This window comes from Streptomyces sp. KM273126 (assembly GCF_004337435.2).
Taxonomy (GTDB): domain Bacteria; phylum Actinomycetota; class Actinomycetes; order Streptomycetales; family Streptomycetaceae; genus Streptomyces; species Streptomyces acidicola.
The window spans coordinates 5005805-5029007 of sequence record NZ_SJXB02000001.1; the positions used below are offsets into that span (position 1 = coordinate 5005805).

The window sequence follows — 23203 nt, forward strand, 5'->3', positions numbered from 1 at the left end:
GGTTCCCCACTCCGCGAGAGGCAGTGTGCACATGAGCCGCGAGGACGACCTGTCCGCACTCCCCGACCGACGACTGCTGCTGAAGGGTGCCCTCGCCGCGGGCGCCCTCACCGCGATACCGACCGTGGCGCAGGCCGCGACATCGGCGGCGGGCGCCGGGGCGGCCGCGACGTACGCCAACCCGCTCGTCCGCAACCGCGCCGACCCGTACATCCACCGCCACACCGACCGCCGTTACTACTTCACGGCCACGTCCCCCGAGTACGACCGGATCATCCTGCGCGGATCCCGCACCCTGCGCGGCATCGCGACCGCCGACGAGACGGTCATCTGGCGCAAGCACGCCACCGGCGTCATGGGCGCGCACATCTGGGCGCCGGAGATCCACCACATCGACGGCAAGTGGTACGTCTACTTCGCCTCCGCGCCCGCCGAGGACATCTGGGCGATCCGCATCTGGGTCCTGGAGAACTCCCACCCGGACCCCTTCAAGGGCACCTGGGTCGAGCGCGGCCAGCTCAAGACGGCCTGGGAGACCTTCTCCCTCGACGCCACCACCTTCACCCACCGCGGCACCCGCTACCTCGCCTGGGCCCAGCACGAGCCCGGCATGGACAACAACACCGCGATCTGGCTTTCGGAGATGGCCGACCCGCTGACCCTGTCGGGACCCCAGGTCCGGCTCACCACACCGGAGTACGACTGGGAGACCATCGGCTTCAAGGTCAACGAGGGTCCCTCGGTCATCAAGCGGAACGGTCGCCTGTTCATGTCGTACTCGGCCAGCGCCACCGACTTCAACTACTGCCTCGGCCTGCTCACCGTCGACGCGGACGCCGACCTCATGAACCCCGCGAACTGGGCGAAGTCGCCGACCCCGGTGTTCACCAGCAACGACACCACCAAGCAGTACGGCCCCGGCCACAACTGCTTCACGGTCGCCGAGGACGGCCGCACCGACGTCCTCGTCTACCACGCCCGCCAGTACAAGGAGATCGACGGCGACCCGCTGAACGACCCCAACCGCCACACCCGCGTCCAGCGCCTCGGCTGGAAGGCCGACGGCACACCCGACTTCGGCATCCCGGTCGCCGACACCCCCACCCACGGATCCCAGGGAGCGTGACCACATGAGACGTGCGTACGCGATCCTCCTCGCCCTCGCTCTGGCGCTGGCCGGGGCGCTCGTCACCGCCGGCCCGGCCCAGGCGGCGCCTCAGACCCTCACCAACGGCACGCAGTTCACCGACACCTCGGGCAACCCCGTGCAGGCCCACGGCGGCGGAGTCATCAAGGTCGGCTCCTACTACTACTGGTTCGGCGAGAACCGCAACGCCGACAACACCTTCCGGTACGTGGACGCCTACCGCTCCACCGACCTGAAGAACTGGGAGTTCCGCAACCACGTCCTGACCCAGTCCAGCGCCTCCGAGCTGTCCAGGGCCAACATCGAGCGGCCGAAGGTCATGTACAACGCGTCCACCGGCAAGTTCGTGATGTGGATGCACAAGGAGAACGGCACCGACTACAGCGAGGCCCGCGCCGCCGTCGCCGTCTCGGACACCGTAGACGGCAACTACACCTGGCAGGGCAGCTTCCGCCCGCTCGGCCAGCACATGTCCCGTGACATCACGGTCTTCGTGGACACCGACGGCGCCGGCTACATGATCTCCGCCGCCCGTGAGAACTACGACCTGCAGATCTACCGGCTCACCGCCGACTACACCGGCATCGCGAGCCTGGTCGCCAACCCCTGGCCGGGCGGCCACCGCGAGGCCCCGGCGCTGTTCAAGCGGGGCGGCGTCTACTTCATGCTGACGTCGGGCGCGACCGGCTGGAGCCCCAACCAGCAGCAGTACGCCACCGCCACCAGTATCGCGGGCCCGTGGACGGCCATGGCGAACGTCGGTGACTCGACGACGTACGGCTCGCAGACCGCGTACGTCCTTCCCGTGCAGGGCAGTTCGGGCACCTCGTACCTCTACATGGGCGACCGCTGGGGCAACTCCTTCGGCGGAACCGTCAACGACTCCCGTTATGTGTGGCTGCCGCTGACCTTCCCGAGCTCGACCACGATGTCCATGTCCTGGTCGCCGGAGGTCACCGTCGACTCGGCCGCGGGGACGCTCACCGGCACGAGTGCCACGTACAACACGCTGATCGCCCGCCACTCCTCCAAGTGCGCCGACGTGACCAGCCAGTCGCTGTGGGCGGGTGCCCAGATCAAGCAGTACACCTGCAACGGCGGCAACAACCAGAAGTACTGGTTCAAGTCTGCCGGCAGCGGCTACTACCAGCTGATGGTGCGGAACAGCTCCCTGTGCGTGCAGGAGAACGCCTCCACCGTCACCCAGGAGAACTGCGACTCCTCGGCCACGGGCCAGCAGTGGTCGCTCACCACCACCGGCTCCTACGTGAGCATCAAGTCCCGCGCGACAGGGGAGTGCCTGGACGTGAACGGTGCGTCCACCGCCGACTCCGCCGCCCTCATCACGTATGCGTGCAACAGCGGCACGAACCAGCAGTGGACACGGGGGACGTGACCCGACGTCAGGTACGAGGTCGGCGGTCAGGTGCAAGACCGCCGACCTCTATGAAAGCGCTTGCCGGACGGTGTACGGTCCTCCGCCGGGACTGGCCGTCCGTCGTGAGGAGCCGCAATGAGACGTTTCACCGTCGCCGCGCTGACGGCGGCGACCCTGGGCACCCTCCTGTCGGCCGTACCGGCGCAGGCGCACCCGGGGGGTCCCGCCTCGGGGCCGGACAACTGCACCACCACCGCCTGCCACTTCGATGTCGCGCCCGGCACGTACGACGTGACGGTCCTCCTCGGCGGCGAGAGCGCGGCGAGCACCAGCATCGCCGGTGAGACCCGGCGGTCGCTCCTGCCCGAGACGGCCACCGCGGCGGGGGAGCGCGTGGCCCGCAGCTTCACCGTGAACGTCCGCACCCCCGAGGGCGAGCCCACCGGCGTCGAGGGCACGCCGGGCTTGGACCTGGTGCTCGGCGGCTCGGCGCCCGCACTCGCCGACATCCGCGTAGCCCCCGCCCGGCACGCCCGCCAGATCTTCCTCGTCGGCGACTCCACCTCCTGCGACCAACCCGGCGAACCGTACTCCGGCTGGGGCCAGCAGCTCCCCCAGTACCTCCGCAAGGGCCTGTCCGTCGCCAACTACGCGGACTCCGGTGAGAGCACGGTCTCCTACCTCGCCGACCCCCGCCTGTGGGGCACCGTCCAGCCGCTGATCCGCCCCGGTGACCTGGTCCTCGTCCAACTCGCCCACAACGACAAGCAGACCGACGAGGCGACGTACCGGGCGAACCTGGAGACACTGGTGGCGGGTGTCCGCGAGAAGGGCGGCGAGCCGGTCCTTCTCACCCCGATCGTCCGCCGCTGGTTCAACGCGGACGGCACACTGAACAACGACACCGCGCTGCTCGTGAACGGCCTCGGCGTGAACCACCCTGCGGTCACCCGCTCGGTCGCGGCGGACAAGGGCGTCCCCCTGATCGACCTGACCGCCAGGACGAAGGCACTCGTCGAATCGCTGGGTGTGGAAGCCTCCAAGTCGGTGTACTTGTACAACGAGAAGCGCGACAACACGCACACCTCCGTCCACGGCGCGACGCTCTACGCGGGCCTCGTCCGCGACGAACTCGTCGCCCAGCACCTGGTGCCCGAGGGCAGGGTGCGGCTGCGATAAGCCCCTGGGGCGCCCCGACCGGAACCGGGGCGCCCCAGGTCTGTGCCCGGATGCCTGGACGCAGGCCTGAATGCAGGCCAGGACACAGGCCAGGAAACAGGCCAGGAAACAGGCCAGGACAGAGACCAGGACGCCTGGACCGACGCAAGACAGGAAGCCCCCGATGCCCCCCGTGTCCCCCGAGCCCCACGAGCCCCACGAGCCCCACGCCGACCGGACCCTCAGCCCGTACACCGGCTTCACCCGCGCCCACTGGGAGGCAGCCGCCGACTCCCTGCTCGCCGCGGTGGAGCCGTACGCGACCACCGACGGCGCCCTGTACCACCTGCCCGGCGACCGCACGAGCTGGTCCGGCCGGCTCTCCGACGGCCTGGAGGGCTACGCCCGCACCCTGCTGCTGGCCGCCTTCCGCCGGGACGAGAAGGCGCTCCAGCGGTACGGGGACGGTCTCGCGGCCGGAGTGTCCGGCGTCTGGCCGCGCATCGAGGACCGCGGCCAGCCCCTCGTGGAGGCGGCGTCGATCGCCCTCGCGCTGCGCCTGACCCGGCCACTGCTGTGGGACCGCCTCGACGACGCTGTGCAGCAGCGTGCGGCGGACTGGCTCGGTGACGCCCTCACGGCCGAACCCTGGCCCTGCAACTGGGAGTTGTTCCCCGTGACGGTGGGCGGGTTCCTCGCCGACATCGGCCACGGGACGGACGCGTCCCACCGGGCGGTCGACCGCGGCCTGGAGCGCATCGAGCAGTGGTATGTCGGCGACGGCTGGTACACGGACGGCGACGGCCGGAAGTTCGACTACTACAACGGCTGGGCGATGCACCTGTACCCGGTGCTGCACGCCTGGCTGGCGGACGACGAACGCCTCCTGGACCTCTACGGCGGCAGGCTCTCGACCCATCTCGCGGACTACGCCCGCCTGTTCGGCGGCGACGGCGCGCCCATGCACCAGGGCCGCTCCCTGACGTACCGCTTCGCGACGACGGCACCGCTGTGGCTGGGCGCCCTCACGGGCCGCACGCCGCTGCCGCCTGGGCAGACGCGGCGGCTGGCGTCGGGCGCGCTGAAGTACTTCCTCGACGGCGGCGCCGTGGACGACCGCGGCCTGCTGACGCCGGGCTGGCGTGGGCCCGACTCCGCCGTGCTGCAGGGCTATTCGGGACCGGCCTCCCCGTACTGGGCGAGCAAGGGGTTCCTGGGCCTGCTGCTGCCTGAGGACCACGAGGTGTGGACGGCGGCGGAGGAGCCCGGTCCGGTGGAGCGGGCGGACGAGGTGCGGCCGGTCGGTCCGCCCAACTGGCTGCTCCAGGCGACCCGTTCGGACGGGCTGGTCCGCCTCCACAACCACGGCAGCGAGGATGTCCGCTACGACCCGTACTACACGCGGCTCGCGTACTCGACGGTGACGGAGCCGTCGGGGGAGTACGACAACAGCGTGTTCGTGGGCGAGGACCCGAGCCGCACCGGCATCGAGCCGCTGGGGGTGGGCGAGGGTTGGGCGGCCTCGCTCCACACGGCGGCCCACGGCGCCCGGGTCACGAGCCTCGTGCTGGCCGAGGGCGCGGTGGAGGTACGGGCGTTCCGTGTGTCGGGGGCGCCCGAAGGGACGTCGGTGCGCGTCACGGGATGGGCGGCGAGGGAGGGCACGCGGGCCGAACTCCAGCCCATCCACGGCCTGTTGAACTCACCCGACGGTCTGACAGGTGTCACGGCGGGCGCGCACACGGTCTTCGTGGCCCTCGCCCGCCTCACCGCCGAGCCGGACCCCGTACCGCTGGAGGAGTCGGTCTCCGTACATGTGGACGGGACGACGGACGAGATCCACGTCCGTTGGAGTGGGGGGCCGGAGGTGCGGGCCCGGTTCGAGGACGGGGCGGTCGTGGTCGCGGGCGCGTGAGCGCGCCGGTCACGAGCGCCGGGGCCACGGCAGACGCGTGACGCCGACGAACGTGGCCAGAGCCACCGCCGTCGCGGGAGCGAAGACGGCGAACTCGCCCCACAGGGACTCCGTGAGGGCGGGTACCGCGGCAGACGCGAGCATGGCGAAGTTTCCGAGCACCAGCCACGCGGCCACGAACGCCGGCCAGCGGTTCCGCACCCCCTTGATCACCAAATCGAGCATGGGCATCCCCACGAAGACCGTCATCAGCACCGGCCGCGCGGCCTCCTCGTCCCAGGTGAACTGCGCGAGAAAGGCCCCCACGACCAGGCACCGCAGCCACGCCCTCAGCAGGGGCGGCGCGGGCGCGGGGTCGCGTGGCGTCCCCCGGGGCAGCCAGAAGAACCGCCGTACGTGCCCGACAACACCATGCTTCGCCTCGTCGGCCACAGCACCGACCTCCCCCGTCCGTGCCTGCACTGTCCCGGAGGTGAGACGCACCGACCACGGTCGGCGGTTCGGGACGGTTTCTGCCGGAACCGGGCATGAGCGCACGGGTCACTCGCTCTGCGTGCCCTCGCCCTCCTCCCCGTGGTCGTTCCGGGGCCAGTGCTCCAGTGCCACGTGCAGGGCGGCGACGGCCCGGTCCCAGGAGGCCTGTACGTCACGGGGGGCACCGAAGCCGCCGCTCGCCTCCAGCGCGCAGTAGCCGTGGAAAGTGCTCCGCAGCAGGCGTACGGCGTCCGTGAGGTCGGGCTCGTCGAGGCCGTAGGCCCGCAGCATGCCGTAGGTGATCTCGGCGGTGCGGCGGAGGGCGGGGGAGTCGGCCACCAGGGCCTGGTCGATCCGGATCTGGGTCGCCGCGTACCGTCCCGGCCGCTCCAGCGCGTACGCCCGGTAGGCGTCGGCGAAGGCGGCCAGGGCGTCCTTGCCCGCGCGCCCGGCCACCGCCGCGGCGATACGGTCGATCAACTCGCCCCCGGCCAGGAACGCGACCCGCGTGCGCAGGTCCTGCAGATTCCTGACATGCGCGTACAGGCTCGCGTCCTTCACCCCGAACCGCCGCGCCAGCGCGGACAGCGTGACGTTCTCGAACCCGACCTCGTCGGCGAGGTCCGCGGCTGCCGCGACGAGGCGGTCGACGGTGAGTCCTGCGCGCGCCATGGGGGTGACCTCCGGACCGAACCTAGGGTGCCTAGGACGCACCCTAGTGCAGACAGGAGGCTAGGAGGCCGGTGGTGCCGGCTGGGACGTGGACAGGAACTCCTCCACCTCCGCGCAGAACTCCCGTGGACGGAGCGCGTGGACCCGGTGGCCCGCCGGGATCGTGACGAGCCGCCCCGCCGGGAAGCGGTCTGCCATCGCCGCGATCGCCTGCTGTGGTAGGTGGCTCTTCTCCCCGCCCGCGACGACCAGCGTCGGGACCGTGATGGCCGGCAGAGCGTCCCACCATGCCGGGTCCGGAGCGTTGAGCTGGCGGACGATCGCGGGGCGGGCCGCCCAGTCGTAGCCGAGCGGACCCGAAGGGCGTTGCGGGGAAGGGAGGTTGAGGGGAATCGGTGGTGGGGTCTCCTCCAGGACCAGGCGGGTGACCCGGGCCGGATGGCGGGACGCCAGGAGGTGGGCCACCACCCCGCCCAGACTGTGTCCGATCAACCCGACGCTCGGCAGGGCGAGTTCATCGAGGAACGCGAGGACGTCGTCTCGCATCAGCTTGAAGGAGTACGTGCCCGGATGCGGGCTGCGGCCGTGGCCGCGCAGGTCCGGCACGAGGACGCGGTGGCGGGCGGCGAAGTGTGCCGCCACCGCGTCCCAGGCCGTGCCGTCCGATGTGAGGCCGTGCAGCAGGACCAGCGGGGGAGCCTCGGGGCTGCCGGACTCCCGGTGGGCCAGTCGCATGGTGCGCACCGTACAGGGCTCAGCCGATCGGCGCGTACAGCACGCCCAGCTTGTCGATCTCGTCGCCCCCGCGGCCCGTGAAGCCGACGATCTGCCAGCCGGAGGGGGCGGTGAAGGTCTTCGCGTCGGAGGTGACCGTTCCGGAGGAGAGGGAACGGCCCTTGTCGGTCGTGAAGGCGGCGGAGAAGATCCTTGTGCGGCCGTCCTTCTGGCCCTGCGTCAGCTTCACGGACGTGAGGTGCTCCCCGCTCGCCAGGGTCAGCGAGCTGGCCGTGCCGCCCGTACCGCCGTGCGACAGGACCGTGCCGCCGTCGTGCGTGAGCGACACCGCGTCCAGGCGTGAGGAGCCGCGCAGGGTGAGGGTGCGCGGGGACACGGTGGCCGGCAGGTCGTCCGCGTCGTTGAACGCCGTGCCGTGCGGGCCGCCGAAGAAGTCGCTCGCCCGCAGGGACGTGTCGAGGGTGTAGGAGAAGTCGACCGCGTGCGGGTAGTGGTCGGAGAGGTGCTTGCCGTCGGAGCGGAGGAACGACTTCCAGTCGTTGTTGTAGCGGGTGGCGTCGAGAGTGACGAGGTCGCTGCCGCGGTAGAGGACCTTGTCGACGACCTCGCAGTCGTTGGTCGGGGCCGCCGCGTCGCAGACCAGCGCGTCGCTGCCCTGGGCCGGGGGTGTGCCCCCCTTGACCAGCTTCACCCAGGGGTCCGTGAGGCCGTTCTCGTTCACGAGAGTGCGGATGTTGTCGCCGGAGCGCGTGTAGCGGGTGTTCGTGTCGCCCATGACGATCACGGCGTTGCCCGCGGAGTTCGCCTGGATGAAGTCCGACAGCTGTTCGATGTTGGCGCGGCGGGCGGCGAGGGCGTCGTCCGTGTCGTCCGCGTTGGTGTGCACGTTGTAGAGGTCGACGAAGACGCCCTCGGCGAGGCGGACCCGGGCGAGTGTGAACCCCTTGGGGGTCAGGCAGTTCGTGCCCGTGCAGTTGTTCCACTTGACCCGCTCGAAGTCCTCGAAGGCGTAGTCCGAGAGGGTGTTGAGGCCGTCGCCGAACGCGGCGCCGCCGCTGGTCGCCGTGCGGTACGGGTGGGAGTCGTTCGCGTACAGCGACGCGTGGTAGTTGAAGTCCTCCTGCACGTTCACGATGTCGTACGGCCCGAGCCGCTGGCCGATCAGCGGGGTGTTCGTCGCCGGGTCACTGTCGCCGAGGCCGAGGGGGAGGCCCGCGATGTTGTACGTGAGGACGTTGAACGTGCCCGAGTCGGCGGCGGCCGCGGGCGTCGAGCCGGTGGTGGCGAGTCCGGTGAGGGCCAGGGCGGCTGCCGCGAGGCTGCCGATGAGTCGTCTCATGGTGGGGGGCTCCGGTCGGGGGGACGGGGATGGGGTGACTGTGAAGATGAACAGTGCTCAAGTTCTCTGTCAACCAGTGTGACGCGCAAGGGCAGTTGGGGAAACAGTGAGAGGCGGTGCGAGTTGCCGTGCACGCCGTCGGCCGGATTCACCCTTGGCCGGGGTCGGACGATGCCACCGCACCCGTGGCCGTCAACCGTTCACCCCCGCGTAGTGCGAGAGGCTTCGCCGCCACAGCAGCCGTGCCCCCAGGTACGCCAGCCCGCCCAGCAGCGGGGAGGCCGCCGCCAGCCAGTACGGCACACCGGTGTCGTGGCCGTGGCCGGTGAGGACCGCGGCCGGGAAGTACGCGACGAACGCGAGCGGTAGCCCGTACGTCAGGAAACCGCCCACCGCCTTCGGCAGGACGTTCAGGGGGTAGCTGCCGAACGTGCCGAGCAGCTCCTCCAGCCATCGGCTCCAGTAGTCGGCGGCCGGGAAGCGCAGGGCGGCCGAGGCAACCGCCGTGAACAGGGCCGCCTCCAGCAGCATGCCGCCGATCACCGCGGCGACCAGGTACGAGATCCGGCCCGCCGTCCAGTCCAGGTCGCTGCGGCTGAGCGCGCCCGCCATCAGCCCCGCCGCCACCGTCAGGTCACCGATCGCGTTGGTCGGGAAGAAGGCGAGCTGGACCTGGCGGTGCACCGGCATGGGGCGCACCAGATAGATGTCGATCCTCCCCTCCTGGATCTGCCTGCCGATGAAGTGCACACGCCCCAGCAACAGCACGAACAACCCGTGCGCGAGCATCCGCGTCGCCGGGATCAGCAGCACCTCCGAACTGTCCCAGCCGCCCATCCCGGTGAACCGGGACAGCAGCACCGTCGCGAACACGATCACCGACACCTGCCAGATCGCGCCGATCGCGATCATCAACAGGAACTCGGTGCGGTACTCCAGTTGCGCACGGAAGTTGAGAACCGTGATGCGCCACGCGATCCGGACGGCCTTCACAGTCCTCAGCCTCCCTGCGAGATGACACGGCGGGCGGCACGCCGCCACAGGAAACGGGTGAACAGGGCGAGCAGGATGACCCAGGCCGCCTGGACCGCCAGCTGCCCACCGGCGTCCGACAGCGGGATACGGCCGATGTAGAGGGACAGCGGCACGCTCAGCGTGGCCTGGAAGGGCAGGAACCCGCTCATCGTGATGAACCAGTCCGGGAAGAACCACAGCGGCGCGTACACCCCGGACAGCAGGTTCTGCGCGAAGATCAGGATGAGCATCGCGGCGTTGTTGCGCACCGTCCAGAAGCACAGCTGGTCCAGGACGAGCATCACGAAGTACAGGACCAACTGGCCGAGCACCAGGCTGACCGCGAACACCCCCGCCACCGCGGCCGACCCCGGCGGCTCCACCACCCCGGCCGCGAGACAGACCCCGTATCCGGCCAGCGCCCACACGAACCCGTACAACTGCTCGCCGAGGGCGCGCCAGGCGTGGTAGCGCTGGGGTGGCAGGGGCCGCAGGTACCAGTAGACGATCGTGCCGAAGTGCATGTGCTGCAGCACGGTGTCCCGGCCCGCGCTCTGGTCCAGCTCCCGCAGGCGCGAGGCGAGTACGGCCAGCACGGCGTAGGTGACGGCCTGGTCGGCGTCGAGTCCGGCGGTGGTGCCGGTGTTCGCGTACAGGCCGTGCCACAGGGACGCCACCAGGACCACCTGCACCGTCAGCCGGAGCAGGACGGCGGTCATCCGGGGCGGCGTGTGCAGTTCGCCGAGCGGGGTGACGCGGGCGGTGCGCCAGGCGTGCAGAACGGCCATCTCAGGCCCCCTCCGCGACCGGGTCCGCGACCGGTTCCGCGACCGGGTCCGCGGCAGGTCCCGCCTGGACGTAGGCGGCCCGCATCACGTCCTCAAGATCCGCCTCGTCGATGGCTATGCCCGTCACCTCGTACCGTTCGATGACCGCCTTCAGAGCCTGGTGCACGGTGGGCGCGTCGGACCCGTCGGGGCCGAACACGACCTGCGGCCCGTCCTGCCGCAGCACCGCGATCCCCGGCAGCGCCGTGACGTCGGCGTGCGCGTCGGCGAGCGTCGCCCGTACCTGCCAGGTCGAGCCGAACCTGCGGCGGATCTCGTCGAGGGAGCCGTCCAGTACGAGCCGCCCGTGGTTGATGAGGACGACCCGCTCGGCCAGCCGCTCGACCTCCGTCATGTCGTGCGTGGTGAGCAGCACCGTCCGGCCCCGCTCGGTCACCTGGTACCGCAGGAACTCGCGCACCTGCTCCTTGACCACCACGTCCATGCCGATGGTCGGCTCGTCGAGGAACACCACGGGCGGGTCGTGCAGCAGCGCGGCGGCCAGATCGCTGCGCACCCGCTGCCCCAGGGACAGGTGCCGTACCCGCGTGTCCCAGAAGGAGGACAGGTCGAGCAGCTCGTCGAACTCCTTCAGCCGCGCCGCGTGTTCGGTCTTCGGCACCTCGTAGATGTCCCGCAGGATCGCGAACGACTCACGCACCGGCAGGTCCCACCACAACTGGGTGCGCTGCCCGAACACCGCCCCGATGTTGCGGGCGTTGCGCTCCCGCTCCTCGTACGGCACCACGCCCGCGACCCGGGCCTCGCCGGCCGTGGGGGTGAGGATGCCGGTGAGCATCTTGATGGTGGTGGACTTGCCCGCGCCGTTCGGCCCGAGCAGGGCGAGGAGTTCACCGGCCGCGACCTCGAAGCTGATGTCGCGCACCGCGTCCTTGGCCACCCGCTCCGGGTTGACGAGGGATCGGACCGCGCCCAGGAAGCCGGGACGGCGGACGGTGGTGTGGAAGGTCCGGGACAGGCCGCGGACCTCGATGCTTGCGGACACTCGACGAACCTCCGTGACACGTGAATCGCGGCCGACCGGCGGGGAGCCGGTCGGCCGCGGAGGATCTGATGCACCCTTGCGGAATGTCGGTCAGCCGGTCAGCCGGTCAACGGATCAATCCGTCAACCGGTCAGTCCGTCAACCGATCTTCGAGAAGACGAAGGAGAACTCCGTCGGCTCGGCCCGCAGGTAGTACTGCGGCAGCGGGCCCGGTCCGCACGACTGTGAACCGATGCCGTGCTGGCCGTGGTCGAGGTTGACCCACACGGTGTCGCCGGACCGGAGGTCCGTCAGGTGCCGGGCCGCGTCGAGCTGTTCGCTGGTCCAGCGCCGGGCGCTGAACCAGAACTCCGGGTCGCCCTCGATCCGCAGCCCGCCGAGCCGCGCCCAGCGGACGTCGGCGCGGGCGCCGTTCTCCTGCGGGCGCACATACGGGGTCTGCAACTCGTCCACCGAGGACTCCCAGCGGCCCAGCACGGAGGCCGACCGGGTGTCCGGGTACGCCTCGCCGGGACCGCCGCCGAACCACTCCACCCGCTCCGCCCGCGCGAGCCCGAAGCGGATGCCGAGCCTCGGCAGCGGCACCTTCCAGTCACCCTCGGGCGCCACGGACACGGTCAGCCTCAGCCGCGTACCGTCGGACGTCCAGCGGTACACCGTGCGCAGGCCGATCTCCCGGGCGGCGGGCGCCACCCGGGTCCGTACGGTCAGCGCGTCGTCGTCCCGTTCCACCGCGTCCAGCCGGTGGCGCATCCGGTGCAGGCCGTGCTTGCGCCACAGCACGCCCCAGCGCGTGTCGTCCTGCCAGGACGCGCCGTCGTCGTTGTCCGTCGGAGCCCGCCACACATCCAGGCGCAGCCCGGTCACGTCGACCCCGCCGATGGACTGCAGCGCACCCGTGCGGGCGTCGAAGGCGCCCGGGCCGAGCGTGATCAGCCGCTCGCCGGCCACGGGAGCGGCCGAGGCGGCCACCGACACCGACTGACGTTCGCCGGCCGGGAGTTGGGCCCAGGCCACCACGTGGTCCTTCGGCCCCCACGCGGTCTCCTCGGCCAGCAGCGCCCGAACCGTCCACAGCGACTCGCCGCTCCGGCCGGTCGCCGGCGGCTCCGGCAGCTTCACCTCCGCCGACTCGCCCGGCGCGAGCGCGGGCACCGGCAGCGCACCCGTCCCGACCGTCTCACCGTCGACCTGGTACGCCCACACGAAGGCCAGCGCGGACAGGTCGGCGAAGTCGTACCCGTTCGTGATCCGTACGGTGCCGTCCGCGCCGTCGCCCTCCATACGGACCGGCTCGATCACCTTCTTGTACTCGACGAGCCCCGGCGACGGCGTCCGGTCCGGGAAGATCAGCCCGTCGCAGACGAAGTTCCCGTCGTGCAGCTCCTCGCCGAAGTCGCCGCCGTACGCGTAGCCCAGCTCCGGGTTCTTGATCCCGTGGTCGATCCACTCCCAGACGAAGCCGCCCTGGAGCCGCTCGTGGGCCTCGAAGATCCGCTGGTAGTCGGCGAGCCCGCCGGGCCCGTTGCCCATCGCGTGCCCGTACTCGCACTGGATGAAGGGCAGCCCGCGCCGCTTGGTCGTGCCCCCGTCCAGGCCCCGGCCGATGCGCTCGACCTCGGCGTGGTCGGCGTACATCCGCGAGTACACATCGGTGTCACGGCAGTTCCAGTCGCCCTCGTAGTGCACGAGCCGAGAGCCGTCCCGGCCGTGGATCCACTCGGACATGGCCGTCAGACCGCGCCCGGTGCCGGCCTCGTTGCCGAGGGACCACATGACGACGGACGGGTGGTTCTTGTCGCGCTCGACCATGCGGGCCGCGCGGTCGAGCAGGGCCGGGGTCCAGCGGTCGTCGTCGACGGGGTTGTCGCGCCAGGCCTGCTCGGTGAAGCCGTGGGTCTCCAGGTCGCACTCGTCGATGACCCACAGCCCGTACTCGTCGCACAGGTCGAGGAAGGCCGGGTGCGGAGGGTAGTGCGAGGTGCGGACGGCGTTGAGGTTGTGCCGCTTCATCAGCAGCACGTCCTCGCGCATGGTCTGAAGGTCCAGGGCGCGGCCCCGCTCCGGGTGCCACTCGTGCCGGTTGACGCCCTTGAACAGGATCGCCCGGCCGTTGACCTTGATCAGGCCGTCCTCCAGGACGACGGTCCGGAAACCGATCCGCAGCGGCACCCTCTCGCCCTCGGTGGCCAGCACACCGTCGTACAGGCGCGGGGTCTCCGCGGTCCACGGCTCGACCGGCACGGTCACCGGCTCACCCGTCGCGACATCGATGTCGAGCTCGGGCACGGTGAGGCGGCCGTCGACATCGGAGTCGACGCGCAGGGTCCCCAGACCCTCGACGTGGTCGTACGACGCGTGCACGAAGAAGTCGGCCGCGCAGCCCGCCGGGCGGTGCAGCAGCGTCACATCACGGAAGATGCCCGGCAGCCACCACTGGTCCTGGTCCTCCAGGTACGAGCCCGCCGACCACTGGTGCACACGGACCGCGAGCACGTTCCCGGCCGGCTTCAGCAGGTGCCCGACCGCGAACTCGTGCGGCAGCCGGGACCCCTTGAACTCGCCGATGTCCGTGCCGTTCAGCCACACCCGGGCACAGGACTCCACCCCGTCGAAGCGCAGCACCGCGCCGCCGTCCGCCAGGGCGGGCCAGTCCTCCGGCAGGTCGAACACCCGCAGGTGGTCACCGGTCGGGTTCTCGGTCGGCACGCGGGGCGGGTCCACCGGGAACGGGTACAGATGGTTCGTGTAGATCGGCGCTCCGAACGCTCCGTCGCCCTGGAGGACCCAGTGGCCCGGAACCGCCACCTCCGCCCAGTCCCCGGCGTCGTACCCGTCCGCGGCGAAGGAGTCGTCCTCGGCGTCCGCGGTCGGTGACAGACGGAACCGCCAGGTGCCGTTCAACGACAGGGACGTGGCGTCGGAGGACGCGTACCAGGCGCGCGGCGGCAGGGCCCCGCTGCCCGGCGAGACGTCCTCGACGTAGTCGGTGGAGGTGGTGCGGAATGACATCGGTCTCCTTGCTCAGCCCTTGATGCCGGTCTGTGCGATGCCCTGGACCAGCCAGCGCTGGAGGAACAGGAACACGAGCAGCAGAGGCAGGATCGAGATGGCGGTGGCCATGAAGATCAGGTGGTAGTTCACGGTCTGGTTGGTCATGTAGGCGGAGAGCGCGACCTGGACGGTCCACGCGCTCGGGTCCTGGCCGATGACCAGCGGCCACAGGAAGGAGTTCCAGCCGTTGATGAAGGTGATCGTCGCGATCGCCGCGAAGAAGTTCAGCGAGTTGGGCACGACGACGCGCCAGTAGGCGCCCCAGTAGCCGAGCCCGTCCACCCGTGCCGCCTCCTCCAGCTCCTTCGGAAACCCTAGGAAGTACTGCCGGAACAGGAAGCAGGTGAAACCACTGAACAGCCCCGGGATGATGAGACCTCGGTAACTGTCGATCCAGCCGAGCGACGAGACCATCACGAAGCCCGGGACGAAGGTGACGGCCGTCGGGACCATCAGCGTGAACAGGACGGCGTAGAAGACCTTGTTGGCGTGCCGGTACGGGATGCGGGCCAGGCCGTAGCCGGCCAGGGAGCACACCAGCAGGGTGCCGACGGTGTGCAGGACGCCGACGATCAGCGAGTTCACCATGGACTGGCCGAAGTCGACCATGGTGTCCTCGAAGGGCGCGGTGATGTTGCCCCACTGGATGTCCGTGGGGAAGAGCCTCCACTCCTCTCCGGTGATCTCGGCGTCCGTGGAGAGGGCGTTGCGGACCAGGACGTAGAACGGGATCAGGAAGAGGAGCGCGGCGACGCCGACGGCGGCGTACAGGCCCGTGGAGCCCATCACCCCACGGCCCCGCGGGGTCCGGCGCGGCCCGCCGGACGGGGCCGACTTGGTCATCTCAGGTGCGGTCGTGGTCACTTGGACTCGTCACCCCTTCCAAAGCCCATGATCTTGCCCTGGAACAGGGTCACGACGACGATCAGCAGGGTCAGGATCACCGCGCCCGCGCTGCCCGCACCGTAGTCCTGGTTCTCGCCGAGGGCGGTGTAGTACAGCTCGACGAGCGGTGGCCGTCCCCAGGTGGTCTTCGACAGCAGGTTGAAGAACTCGTCGAAGGCCTGGTAAGCGGCGATCAGGAGCAGCAGGAGCACGGCCGTCGAGGTCGCCCGCAGCTGCGGCAGCGTGATGTGCCGGAACGTCTGCCAGCCCGGCTTGGCGCCGTCGATCGCGGCGGCCTCGTACAGCTCGCCCGGGATGTTCTGCAGCGCGGCCAGGAAGAGGATCATGTAGAAGCCGGACTGCAGCCACAGGCGCGCCGTGACGATGACCAGCCAGTACCAGGGCGGGTTGGGGTTGTCGAGCCAGGCGATGTTCTCGACGCCGAACCAGCCCAGCACGGTGTTCGCCAGACCGAAGCGGACACCGTTGAAGATGGACATCTTCCAGATGAGGGACGCGGCGACGTAACTGCACGCCGTCGGCAGGAAGAACACCGACCGGAAGAACGCCCGCATGAACCGCAGCCGGTTCACCAGCAGGGCGAGCCCGAGCGAGAGCGCCCAGGTGGTGGGCACGATGATCGCGGCGAAGGCGGTGAACGTGCCGAGGGCGCCGATGAAGTTGTCGTTCCCCAGCATGAACCGGTAGTTGTCGAGACCGACGAACGTGCTGGGTGTGACGGTGAAGCGTGCCTCGTAGAAGCTGAGCCAGATGCTCCAGCCGATCGGGACGTAGACGAAGATCAGCAGGCCGATGAGAAACGGCCCGGTGAACAGCCAGAAGTTGAAGGTGCCGCTGCCCCGCAGCCCCCGCCGCGGCCCGGCCTTGGAAGGCTTCGCCGGGGCGGGGCGCGCGAGGTCGCGCGTGGTGGTCGTCGACATGTCGTGGTCCGCCCGCCGGCCTATCCGAAGAGCTTCTTGAGCTCGGCGTTGACCACCTTGTCGCACTTGTCGAGCGCGGCATCCGGGTCGGCGTCCTTGCGGACGGCGTCGGCGAAGACGTCCTCCGTCGCCTTGATCATGGCCTGCGTCCAGCCGATGTTGTCGAAGTGGCCGAACTCGTTGAAGAGCTTGACGCCCTCGGCCGGCAGACCCGACTTGAGCTTGTCCGCGGACTCGGCGATCGAGGTGCGCGGCGGGATGTGGAAGCCGTAGGAGAGGGCCCAGTCCTCCTGGTACTCCTTGTTGTCGATCCACAGCCACTTCACGTACTCCTTGGCCTCGTCGACCCGGTCGCCCTTGGCGTTGACGAACATCGACCAGCCGCCGTTGTAGACCGAGGGCTTGCCGGCGTCGCCGACCTTCGGGAAGGGGAAGATGCCGAGGTCGTCGCCGAGCGCCTCCTGCATCACCGGCATGGCCCACATACCGCAGAACTGGATGGCGGTGAGGCCCTGGACGAGCGCGGAGGGGTCCCAGTAGTCCGCCGGGGCGCCGAGGAGCAGATCGCCGCTGGTGAACAGCTTGCGCATCTGCTTGATGCCGTCGACGACGGCGTCCGTGTGGTAGGCGGGCTCGTTCTTGTCGTTGAGCGTGTCGGCGCCGGCCGCCCAGATCATCGGGCGGATGACGGCCTGGAGGGTGTTGCCGAGGTAGACGCCCTTGACCTTGTCCGTGGTGAGCTTGGCGGCGGCCTCCAGCAGCTCGTCGAGCGTCTGCGGCACCTCGACGTTCGCCTTCTCCAGCATCGACTTGCGGTAGAAGAAGAACTGCGGGTCATCGATCATCCGGACGCCGTATATCTTGCCGTCCACCGTGTGCGACGCGATGTCGGCCTGGTTGAAGTCGTCCTTGACCGGCTCGACGATGTCGGTCAGATCCGCCACCTGACCGCTCTTGATGAGCTGGATCTGCGGGTGGAACTCGAAGAGGTCGGGTGCCTCCTTGGTGAGCAGGGACGCGAAGAGCTTGCTCTCGAAGTTCGAGCCGGTGATCCACTGCGTGGCGACGTTGGCGTCCTTGTAGGCCTTCGCGTACCGCTTGATGGCCTGCTCGGTGCCGGCCTCGCCATAGGCGTGGAAGTACTGGACCAGAGCGTCGCCGCCGCCACTTCCGCGGCCGGTGTTGCTGCCGCACGCGGCCAGTCCGCCGGCGGCGGCGAGGCCCATGGCGGCCCGCAGAACGGTGCGGCGGTCCCAGTTGCTGTTGCTCAATGCCGACATGCTGACGTCCTTGTCTCGATATGCGGCTGCGGCTCTGTCGCTGAGCGCCAGATGGCTCAAAGAGAGTTGCGGAGCGGGACGTTAACCTTCGGCTAAGCCTTCGGCAAGGGGTTGAACGAAGTCTGTTCGAAGCGTTGCATCCGGTTCGGTATGCCGAACCGTCCCGCCCGTCGCCGTGAAGGTGCCGTGCTGCTGCGGTGCGCCGTCAGGCAGGCGGCGCGGTACGGCTCCGTGAGGGACCGGAGCGCCGGGCCGGCCGCTGGCTGATCGACGAGAGCGCGCCCTCCAGGGCGAAGGTCGCGGCTCCCAGACACACCGGATCGGAGGGGATGGGGGAGAGGACGATCTCGGTCGCCGCGAACGGCCGGCGCAGCGCGTGCCGGGCCACGGCCTCACGCACCTCGTGCAGCAGCGGCTCACCGAGCGTGGCCGCGACCCAGCTGCTGAGCACGACCACCTGGGGATTGAGGAGGTTGACGAGGTCGGCGATGCCCGCGCCGAGGTAACGGGCCGTGTCGCGGACGACCTTGAGGGCCACCGGATCCTGTGCGGCGATCCCGTGGGCGAGCGCGTCGATGGTGGCGGTCTGGTCCTCGGGGTGGAGCAACGGGCTCTTCGGGTTCAGCTCCCTCAGATTGAGCATGATCCCGGGCGCGCCGACATACGTCTCCACACAGCCGTGGTTGCCGCAGTGGCACAGCCGCCCGTCGAGCACGAGGGTCGTGTGCCCCCACTCGCCCGCGCTGTTGCTGACACCCCGGTGCAGCCCGCCACCGAGCACCAGCCCGGCACCGACCCCGGTGCCCAGATTGACGACCACGGCGTCCCCGCGCCCACGGGCCGCGCCGAACCACTGCTCGGCGACCGCGCAGGCACGCAGCGGATTGTCCAGGTGCAGCGGGTAGGCGATGTGCTCGGCGAGCAGGTCGAGCAGCGGCACCTCGTGCCAGTTCCAGTTCGGGGCGTACTCCGAGATCCCCGTGTCGCGGTCGACCTGCCCCGGCACGCTCACCCCGACGCCCAGCACCCGGGCGCCCTCGACCCCGGCCTGCGCGACCACCGAGCCGACCGCCGCCGCGACATGGGCGACGACCTGCTCCGGGCGGCCCTCGCCCGGGCGCATGTCCTCGTCGGCGCGCGCGAGCACGTTCAGCCCCAGGTCGAAGAGTTCGACACGGACGTACGTCTCCGCGATGTCCACGCCGATCAACGCGCCCCCCGACGCGTTGACGGCCACGAGCCCCCGGGGGCGCCCGCCCGCCGAGTCCTCGAACCCGACCTCCGTGATCATGCGCAGATCGAGCAGCTCGCCCACGAGGGTGGCGACCGTGGCGAGGCTCAGCCCGGTGGCGGCGGCCAGTTCCTGCCGGGACGTCGGCGACTCGGCGATGATCTGGCGCAGCACCTCGTAGCGGTTCGCGGTACGGATGTCCCGTGATGTGCGCTTGACCACCGACACGAGAACTCCCTCGATCCTTTCGGGCCATGGCCGGGCCCGTCCGTCGGCTCCGGCGCGGCGCAAGGCTATGGCCTGCCGGTACATTCGACAAGGGGTTAGGAAAGGGGGTTTACAAAGTCCGGTGGTGGACGGGACGGCACGTCAGCGTATACGGCTTGAAGAGGGCGCTCCGACGCGCGGGCCGGGGGGTGCTGACCGCCCGGACCTCGCCTCTCAGCCGCCCAGCACGTCCCGCACGAACGCGTTCCGGAACGTGCCCGCCGGGTCCAACTCCTCGGCCAGCGCCCGGAAGTCGCCCAGCCTCGGGTACCGCTCGCGCAGCACCGCCGACGGCACCGTGAAGATCTTGCCCCAGTGCGGTCGCGGCTCATACGGGTCCAGCGCCTCCTCGACCCGCCGCACCACGGGCAGCACGGCCGCGGTGTCGTCGATCCACGTGAAGTGCAGCGCCACCGTGTCCCGCCCGAAGGAGGGGCTGAGCCACTGCTCGTCGGCGGCCACCGTACGCACCTCGCAGGTCTGGAGCACGGGCGCGATCACCTCCCGTACGGCGTCCAGCGCGTGAAGCGCATCCAGGGCGTACTGCCGCGGCAGCAGGTACTCCGACTGGAGCTCGGCCCCGCTGCTCGGCGTGAACTCGGCCCGGAAGTGCGGCAGCCGCTCGTGAAAGGGGCCCGGCACCCCGAACTGCTGTGTGCAGTTCCCCGCGGGTATCCCCGGCACCGGGTGCACCGCCGCGGTCGCGGGCGGCGCCCACGGGAAGTCCACGGGCGGCTCGTCGGTGCGCCGCTTGACCCAGACGTGGTTGAAGCGCGGCTCCCGCCAGTCGGTGAACAGGCTCACGCTGTACGCGGTCGCCGCCACGGCCGCGTGGTCGAGCCCGGCGAGCGGCAGGTCGACGTACACGTGCTGGCTCACCTCGAAGGCGGGCTCCAGGTCGAGCGTGAGCGCGGTGACGACACCGAGGGCGCCCAGGGACGTCACGGCCCCGCCGAAGCGCGCGTCGCCACGGCCGATCACGACGACCTCCCCGTCCGCCGTGACCAGCTCGACCTCGCGCACGGCCGAGGCGAGCGGGCCGTTCGCGTTCCCCGACCCATGGGTGCCGGTCGCCACCGAGCCGGCCACCGAGATATGGGGGAGGGAGGCCATGTTGGCCAGGGCCAGACCGTGCCGGTGCACCGCCGCCGCGAGTTCCGCGTACCGGACGCCGCCCCCGACCCGTACCGTACGGGCCGCCGTGTCCACCTCGACCACCGGCGGCAGCGCGGTCAGCGACAGCAGCACGCCCTCGCTCCCCGGCTCGGCGATCTCGTTGAACGAGTGCCCGCTGCCGAGGACCCGCACCGCCCTGCTGCCCGCGACGAGGGCCCGCACCTCCTCGATCGAGTGCGGCCGGTGCAACTCCTTGGCCGTGTACGCGATGTTGCCCGCCCAGTTGGTCAGGGTGTCGGTCATCCGCGGTGTCCCTTTCCCGCAAGTCCGTGCCGTCGCCCACGGGTCGGCTCGTGTGTTCGTGCCGGCTCGTGTGCTCCGGCGTGTACGACCGAATCCCAACCCATGGGGCCCCGCGCGATCAACCCCGTGCGCTCCCCGTACCGTGCGCCTGATCGGCGAGGACCTCGTGGATGACGCGCCGGGCGTGGGCCGCCATCACGGGGTTCGAGTCCCGGTAGGCCCGAAGTTCGAGGAGCGCGATCGACAGGGCCCAGCCGCGGCCGCGCGCCCAGGTGGCGTCGTCGGTGTCCAGACCGGCCCGGAAGGCGGCTCGCGCCGCGGCCGGCAGCACGTACCAGGCCGCGATCAGGTCGACGGCGGGTTCGCCCAGGCCCAGGCAGCCGAAGTCGATGACCGCGCTGAGGCGCCCCTCGGCCAGCAGCATGTTCCCGGGCTGCAGATCCGCGTGGAGCCAGACCGGTGGCCCGGACCAGACGGGAGCGCCCAGGGCGGCCTCCCACGCGGCGGTCGCCGCGTCGGTGTCCACCACTCCCCGCAGCTCCGCCAGCGCCGCCCGGGTCGCCTGATCCCGGGTCGCCAGCTGCTCGGCGCGGTAGGACGGTGGCCCGTCCGCGGGATCGATGTCACGCAGTGCGGTGACGAACTCCGCCAGGTCCCCGGCGAGCGCGCCGGGTTCGGCGAGGTGCCCGACGGCCGGTGGCTCGCCGTCGAGCCAGCGGTAGACGGACCAGGGCCAGGAGAGGCCTTCACCGGGCGTTCCCTGCCCCAGCGGTACGGGGATGGCGACGGGAAGCCGTGGCGCGAGCCGCGGCAGCCACCGGTGCTCCTTCTCGACGTCGTCCGCGGCCCCGGCGGTGAGGGGCAGACGGACCACCATGTCCTCGCCGAGCCGGTACATGGCGTTCGCCGTGCCGGCGGCGCCGACCCGTACGACGGGCAGGCCCGCCCACTGCGGGAACTGCGCGGCGACGAGCCGGCGAACGAGGGCGGTGTCGGTGGCGCTCTGGGTGCGGGTGCGGGTGTCGGGGTCGGTGTCGGAGCTGGGCTGGGACGCGGCGGCATGCATCCGGCCATACGAACGGTCCGACGCACCGGCCGTCAACGGATTTGACCGTCCCGCGCCCGTGCCCGCGAAGGCCGCACGAAGGGACCCTGGAAGCGCTGCCCAACTCCCGCCCCTGCGTGATCCATTGCCCCCTCACCTGCCGACATCTACGTTAGAAACCGGTTGCTGTCCCTGCGTCACCGAGCCGGAAGGCCCCTTCCTTGACCGAGCGTCCCGCGGCCCTCTTCGCCATGACCGCCGAGAACGTTCCCCGGGTCTTCCCGCCGGACGTACTGGCCCGCCTGCGTGACGCCCTGGACATCGACCCCACCGTGGTGGCCGGGAGCTTCACCGATCCGCGGGTCCGGGACGTGCTCGCCGAGACCGAGGTCCTGGTCACGGGCTGGGGCTGCCCCGTGGTCGACGAGGCGGTGCTCGACACGACGCCGAAGCTGCGGGCGATCCTGCACTCCGCGGGCTCGGTGAAGGGCTTCACGACCCCGGCAGTGTGGGAGCGCGGGATCGCGGTCTCCTCGGCGGCCGACGCCAACGCGGTGCCCGTTGCCGAGTACACGCTCGCCATGATCCTGCTCGCGGGCAAGGACCTCTTCGTGAGCAGGGAGCGTCTCAGGGCCGAGCGGGTCCACCCCGGCTGGGAGATCGTCCCCGGCATCGGCAACCACGGCCGCCGCGTCGGCATCATCGGCGCCTCCCGCATCGGCCGCCGCCTCATCGAGCTGCTGCGCCCCTTCGACCTGCGGCCGAGCCTCACCGACTCGTACGTCGACGAGGCCGGGGCCGCGGCACTAGGGGGCTTCTGATGGCTCTCCGCGGCGTCGCGACGCCCGGCACGCACTCTCGCCGCACCGGACGAAAGTCCTAGTAGCTCCGCTACGAGGACTTCCGCCCGGCACGCCGAGAGCACGCACCGAACGCCGCTCCTTCTTCCACGGAGAGCCATCAGAAGCCCCCGGCGTACCCCTGCTGCCGCTCGACGAGCTCCTCAGCACCTCCGCCATCGTCACCGTCCACGCCCCCGACACCCCCGAAACCCGTCACCTGATCGGGCGCCGCGAACTCGCCCTGATGCCGGACGGCTCCGTCCTCATCAACACCGCGCGCGGCGCGCTCATCGACCACGAAGCGCTCATCGACGAGCTGCGAAGCGGGCGGATCAGCGCGATCCTCGACGTCACCGACCCCGAGCCGCTGCCCGCCGACTCCCCGCTCTACGACCTGCCGAACGCCTTCATCACCCCCCACCTCGCCGGTTCACAGGGCAACGAGGTGGCCCGCCTCGGCCTCGCGGTCGTGGAGGAGGCCGAACGGTTCTCCGCCGGACAGCCGTTGGCGCATGGGATCGACGCGTCGGTGCTGGAGCGCACGGCGTGACGGCCGCCCCGCCATGCCGGAAAC

General features: G+C 70.6%; 18 protein-coding genes and 2 pseudogenes. 6 read left to right on the top strand and 14 right to left on the bottom strand.

The features are described from left to right. Positions 1 to 31: 31 nt before the first annotated feature. The 4 genes from E0500_RS21405 to E0500_RS21420 all read left to right on the top strand — a co-directional run bounded on the left by E0500_RS21405 (position 32) and on the right by E0500_RS21420 (position 5598). Complete coding sequence (locus E0500_RS21405; RefSeq protein WP_131563500.1) at positions 32 to 1126, top strand: family 43 glycosylhydrolase; 1095 nt, start codon at positions 32 to 34, stop codon at positions 1124 to 1126. Between the two features lie 4 nt (positions 1127 to 1130). Beyond that, positions 1131 to 2543 (top strand): RICIN domain-containing protein, encoded by a 1413-nt coding sequence (locus E0500_RS21410; protein WP_131563501.1) that lies wholly within the window; start codon positions 1131 to 1133, stop codon positions 2541 to 2543. 117 nt (positions 2544 to 2660) lie between these two features. Beyond that, the gene (locus E0500_RS21415; protein WP_131563502.1) at positions 2661 to 3704 is read left to right on the top strand and encodes a rhamnogalacturonan acetylesterase; all 1044 of its coding nucleotides are present in this window, start codon (positions 2661 to 2663) and stop codon (positions 3702 to 3704) included. Between the two features lie 163 nt (positions 3705 to 3867). After that, positions 3868 to 5598: a DUF2264 domain-containing protein gene (locus E0500_RS21420; RefSeq protein WP_181587086.1), complete on the top strand. Its 1731-nt coding sequence runs from the start codon at positions 3868 to 3870 to the stop codon at positions 5596 to 5598. Positions 5599 to 5607: 9 nt separating this feature from the next. Here E0500_RS21420 and E0500_RS21425 read toward each other — a convergent pair whose 3' ends face one another. From E0500_RS21425 to E0500_RS21490, 14 genes are all read right to left on the bottom strand, one after another. Next, the gene (locus tag E0500_RS21425) at positions 5608 to 6030 is read right to left on the bottom strand and encodes a hypothetical protein (RefSeq protein ID WP_131572072.1); all 423 of its coding nucleotides are present in this window, start codon (positions 6028 to 6030) and stop codon (positions 5608 to 5610) included. A 108-nt stretch (positions 6031 to 6138) separates the two neighbouring features. Next, positions 6139 to 6744 (bottom strand): TetR-like C-terminal domain-containing protein, encoded by a 606-nt coding sequence (locus E0500_RS21430; RefSeq protein ID WP_131572073.1) that lies wholly within the window; start codon positions 6742 to 6744, stop codon positions 6139 to 6141. Positions 6745 to 6804: 60 nt separating this feature from the next. Further along, positions 6805 to 7479, bottom strand: a complete 675-nt coding sequence (locus E0500_RS21435; protein WP_131572074.1) for an alpha/beta fold hydrolase — start codon at positions 7477 to 7479, stop codon at positions 6805 to 6807. Between the two features lie 19 nt (positions 7480 to 7498). After that, a complete protein-coding gene (locus E0500_RS21440; protein ID WP_131572075.1) occupies positions 7499 to 8818 on the bottom strand; it encodes a jacalin-like lectin in 1320 nt (439 codons plus the stop codon). A 192-nt stretch (positions 8819 to 9010) separates the two neighbouring features. Further along, the gene (locus tag E0500_RS21445; protein ID WP_131563998.1) at positions 9011 to 9811 is read right to left on the bottom strand and encodes an ABC transporter permease; all 801 of its coding nucleotides are present in this window, start codon (positions 9809 to 9811) and stop codon (positions 9011 to 9013) included. A gap of 5 nt (positions 9812 to 9816) precedes the next feature. After that, on the bottom strand, positions 9817 to 10620 hold the full coding sequence (locus E0500_RS21450) for an ABC-2 family transporter protein (protein WP_131563997.1): 804 nt from the start codon (positions 10618 to 10620) through the stop codon (positions 9817 to 9819). A gap of 1 nt (position 10621) precedes the next feature. Continuing rightward, complete coding sequence (locus E0500_RS21455; protein ID WP_131563996.1) at positions 10622 to 11665, bottom strand: ATP-binding cassette domain-containing protein; 1044 nt, start codon at positions 11663 to 11665, stop codon at positions 10622 to 10624. Positions 11666 to 11803: 138 nt separating this feature from the next. Then, positions 11804 to 14677, bottom strand: coding sequence for a glycoside hydrolase family 2 TIM barrel-domain containing protein (locus E0500_RS21460; RefSeq protein WP_131563995.1), 2874 nt, complete (start codon positions 14675 to 14677; stop codon positions 11804 to 11806). Between the two features lie 12 nt (positions 14678 to 14689). Beyond that, on the bottom strand, positions 14690 to 15583 hold the full coding sequence (locus E0500_RS21465) for a carbohydrate ABC transporter permease (protein ID WP_131563994.1): 894 nt from the start codon (positions 15581 to 15583) through the stop codon (positions 14690 to 14692). Beyond that, the gene (locus tag E0500_RS21470; protein ID WP_131563993.1) at positions 15580 to 16545 is read right to left on the bottom strand and encodes a carbohydrate ABC transporter permease; all 966 of its coding nucleotides are present in this window, start codon (positions 16543 to 16545) and stop codon (positions 15580 to 15582) included. The genes E0500_RS21465 and E0500_RS21470 overlap by 4 nt, the downstream gene beginning before the upstream one ends. A gap of 20 nt (positions 16546 to 16565) precedes the next feature. Further along, positions 16566 to 17825 carry an ABC transporter substrate-binding protein gene (locus tag E0500_RS21475; RefSeq protein WP_131563992.1) on the bottom strand — a complete coding sequence of 420 codons (1260 nt, stop codon included), beginning with the start codon at positions 17823 to 17825 and terminating at the stop codon, positions 16566 to 16568. A gap of 205 nt (positions 17826 to 18030) precedes the next feature. Continuing rightward, the gene (locus E0500_RS21480; protein WP_131563991.1) at positions 18031 to 19284 is read right to left on the bottom strand and encodes an ROK family transcriptional regulator; all 1254 of its coding nucleotides are present in this window, start codon (positions 19282 to 19284) and stop codon (positions 18031 to 18033) included. 213 nt (positions 19285 to 19497) lie between these two features. Further along, complete coding sequence (locus E0500_RS21485) at positions 19498 to 20742, bottom strand: FAD-binding protein (RefSeq protein ID WP_131563990.1); 1245 nt, start codon at positions 20740 to 20742, stop codon at positions 19498 to 19500. 118 nt (positions 20743 to 20860) lie between these two features. After that, positions 20861 to 21808 (bottom strand): aminoglycoside phosphotransferase family protein, encoded by a 948-nt coding sequence (locus tag E0500_RS21490; RefSeq protein WP_131563989.1) that lies wholly within the window; start codon positions 21806 to 21808, stop codon positions 20861 to 20863. A gap of 200 nt (positions 21809 to 22008) precedes the next feature. Between E0500_RS21490 and E0500_RS21495 the strand changes: the two are divergent. Continuing rightward, positions 22009 to 22596, top strand: a pseudogene (locus E0500_RS21495) (hydroxyacid dehydrogenase); the annotation flags it as partial. Positions 22597 to 22759: 163 nt separating this feature from the next. Continuing rightward, a pseudogene (locus E0500_RS21500) lies at positions 22760 to 23179 on the top strand (NAD(P)-dependent oxidoreductase); the annotation flags it as partial. Between the last annotated feature and the right edge of the window lie 24 nt (positions 23180 to 23203).

What these genes read in the sequence shown, in the direction of transcription:
- E0500_RS21490 (WP_131563989.1), bottom strand. Translation starts at nt 21,808, where the DNA reads ATGCATGCCGCCGCGTCCCAGCCCAGCTCCGACACCGACCCCGACACC.
- E0500_RS21475 (WP_131563992.1), bottom strand. Translation starts at nt 17,825, where the DNA reads ATGTCGGCATTGAGCAACAGCAACTGGGACCGCCGCACCGTTCTGCGG.
- E0500_RS21415 (WP_131563502.1), top strand. Translation starts at nt 2,661, where the DNA reads ATGAGACGTTTCACCGTCGCCGCGCTGACGGCGGCGACCCTGGGCACC.
- E0500_RS21420 (WP_181587086.1), top strand. Translation starts at nt 3,868, where the DNA reads ATGCCCCCCGTGTCCCCCGAGCCCCACGAGCCCCACGAGCCCCACGCC.
- E0500_RS21430 (WP_131572073.1), bottom strand. Translation starts at nt 6,744, where the DNA reads ATGGCGCGCGCAGGACTCACCGTCGACCGCCTCGTCGCGGCAGCCGCG.
- E0500_RS21485 (WP_131563990.1), bottom strand. Translation starts at nt 20,742, where the DNA reads ATGACCGACACCCTGACCAACTGGGCGGGCAACATCGCGTACACGGCC.
- E0500_RS21450 (WP_131563997.1), bottom strand. Translation starts at nt 10,620, where the DNA reads ATGGCCGTTCTGCACGCCTGGCGCACCGCCCGCGTCACCCCGCTCGGC.
- E0500_RS21405 (WP_131563500.1), top strand. Translation starts at nt 32, where the DNA reads ATGAGCCGCGAGGACGACCTGTCCGCACTCCCCGACCGACGACTGCTG.
- E0500_RS21460 (WP_131563995.1), bottom strand. Translation starts at nt 14,677, where the DNA reads ATGTCATTCCGCACCACCTCCACCGACTACGTCGAGGACGTCTCGCCG.
- E0500_RS21435 (WP_131572074.1), bottom strand. Translation starts at nt 7,479, where the DNA reads ATGCGACTGGCCCACCGGGAGTCCGGCAGCCCCGAGGCTCCCCCGCTG.
- E0500_RS21440 (WP_131572075.1), bottom strand. Translation starts at nt 8,818, where the DNA reads ATGAGACGACTCATCGGCAGCCTCGCGGCAGCCGCCCTGGCCCTCACC.
- E0500_RS21410 (WP_131563501.1), top strand. Translation starts at nt 1,131, where the DNA reads ATGAGACGTGCGTACGCGATCCTCCTCGCCCTCGCTCTGGCGCTGGCC.
- E0500_RS21470 (WP_131563993.1), bottom strand. Translation starts at nt 16,545, where the DNA reads ATGTCGACGACCACCACGCGCGACCTCGCGCGCCCCGCCCCGGCGAAG.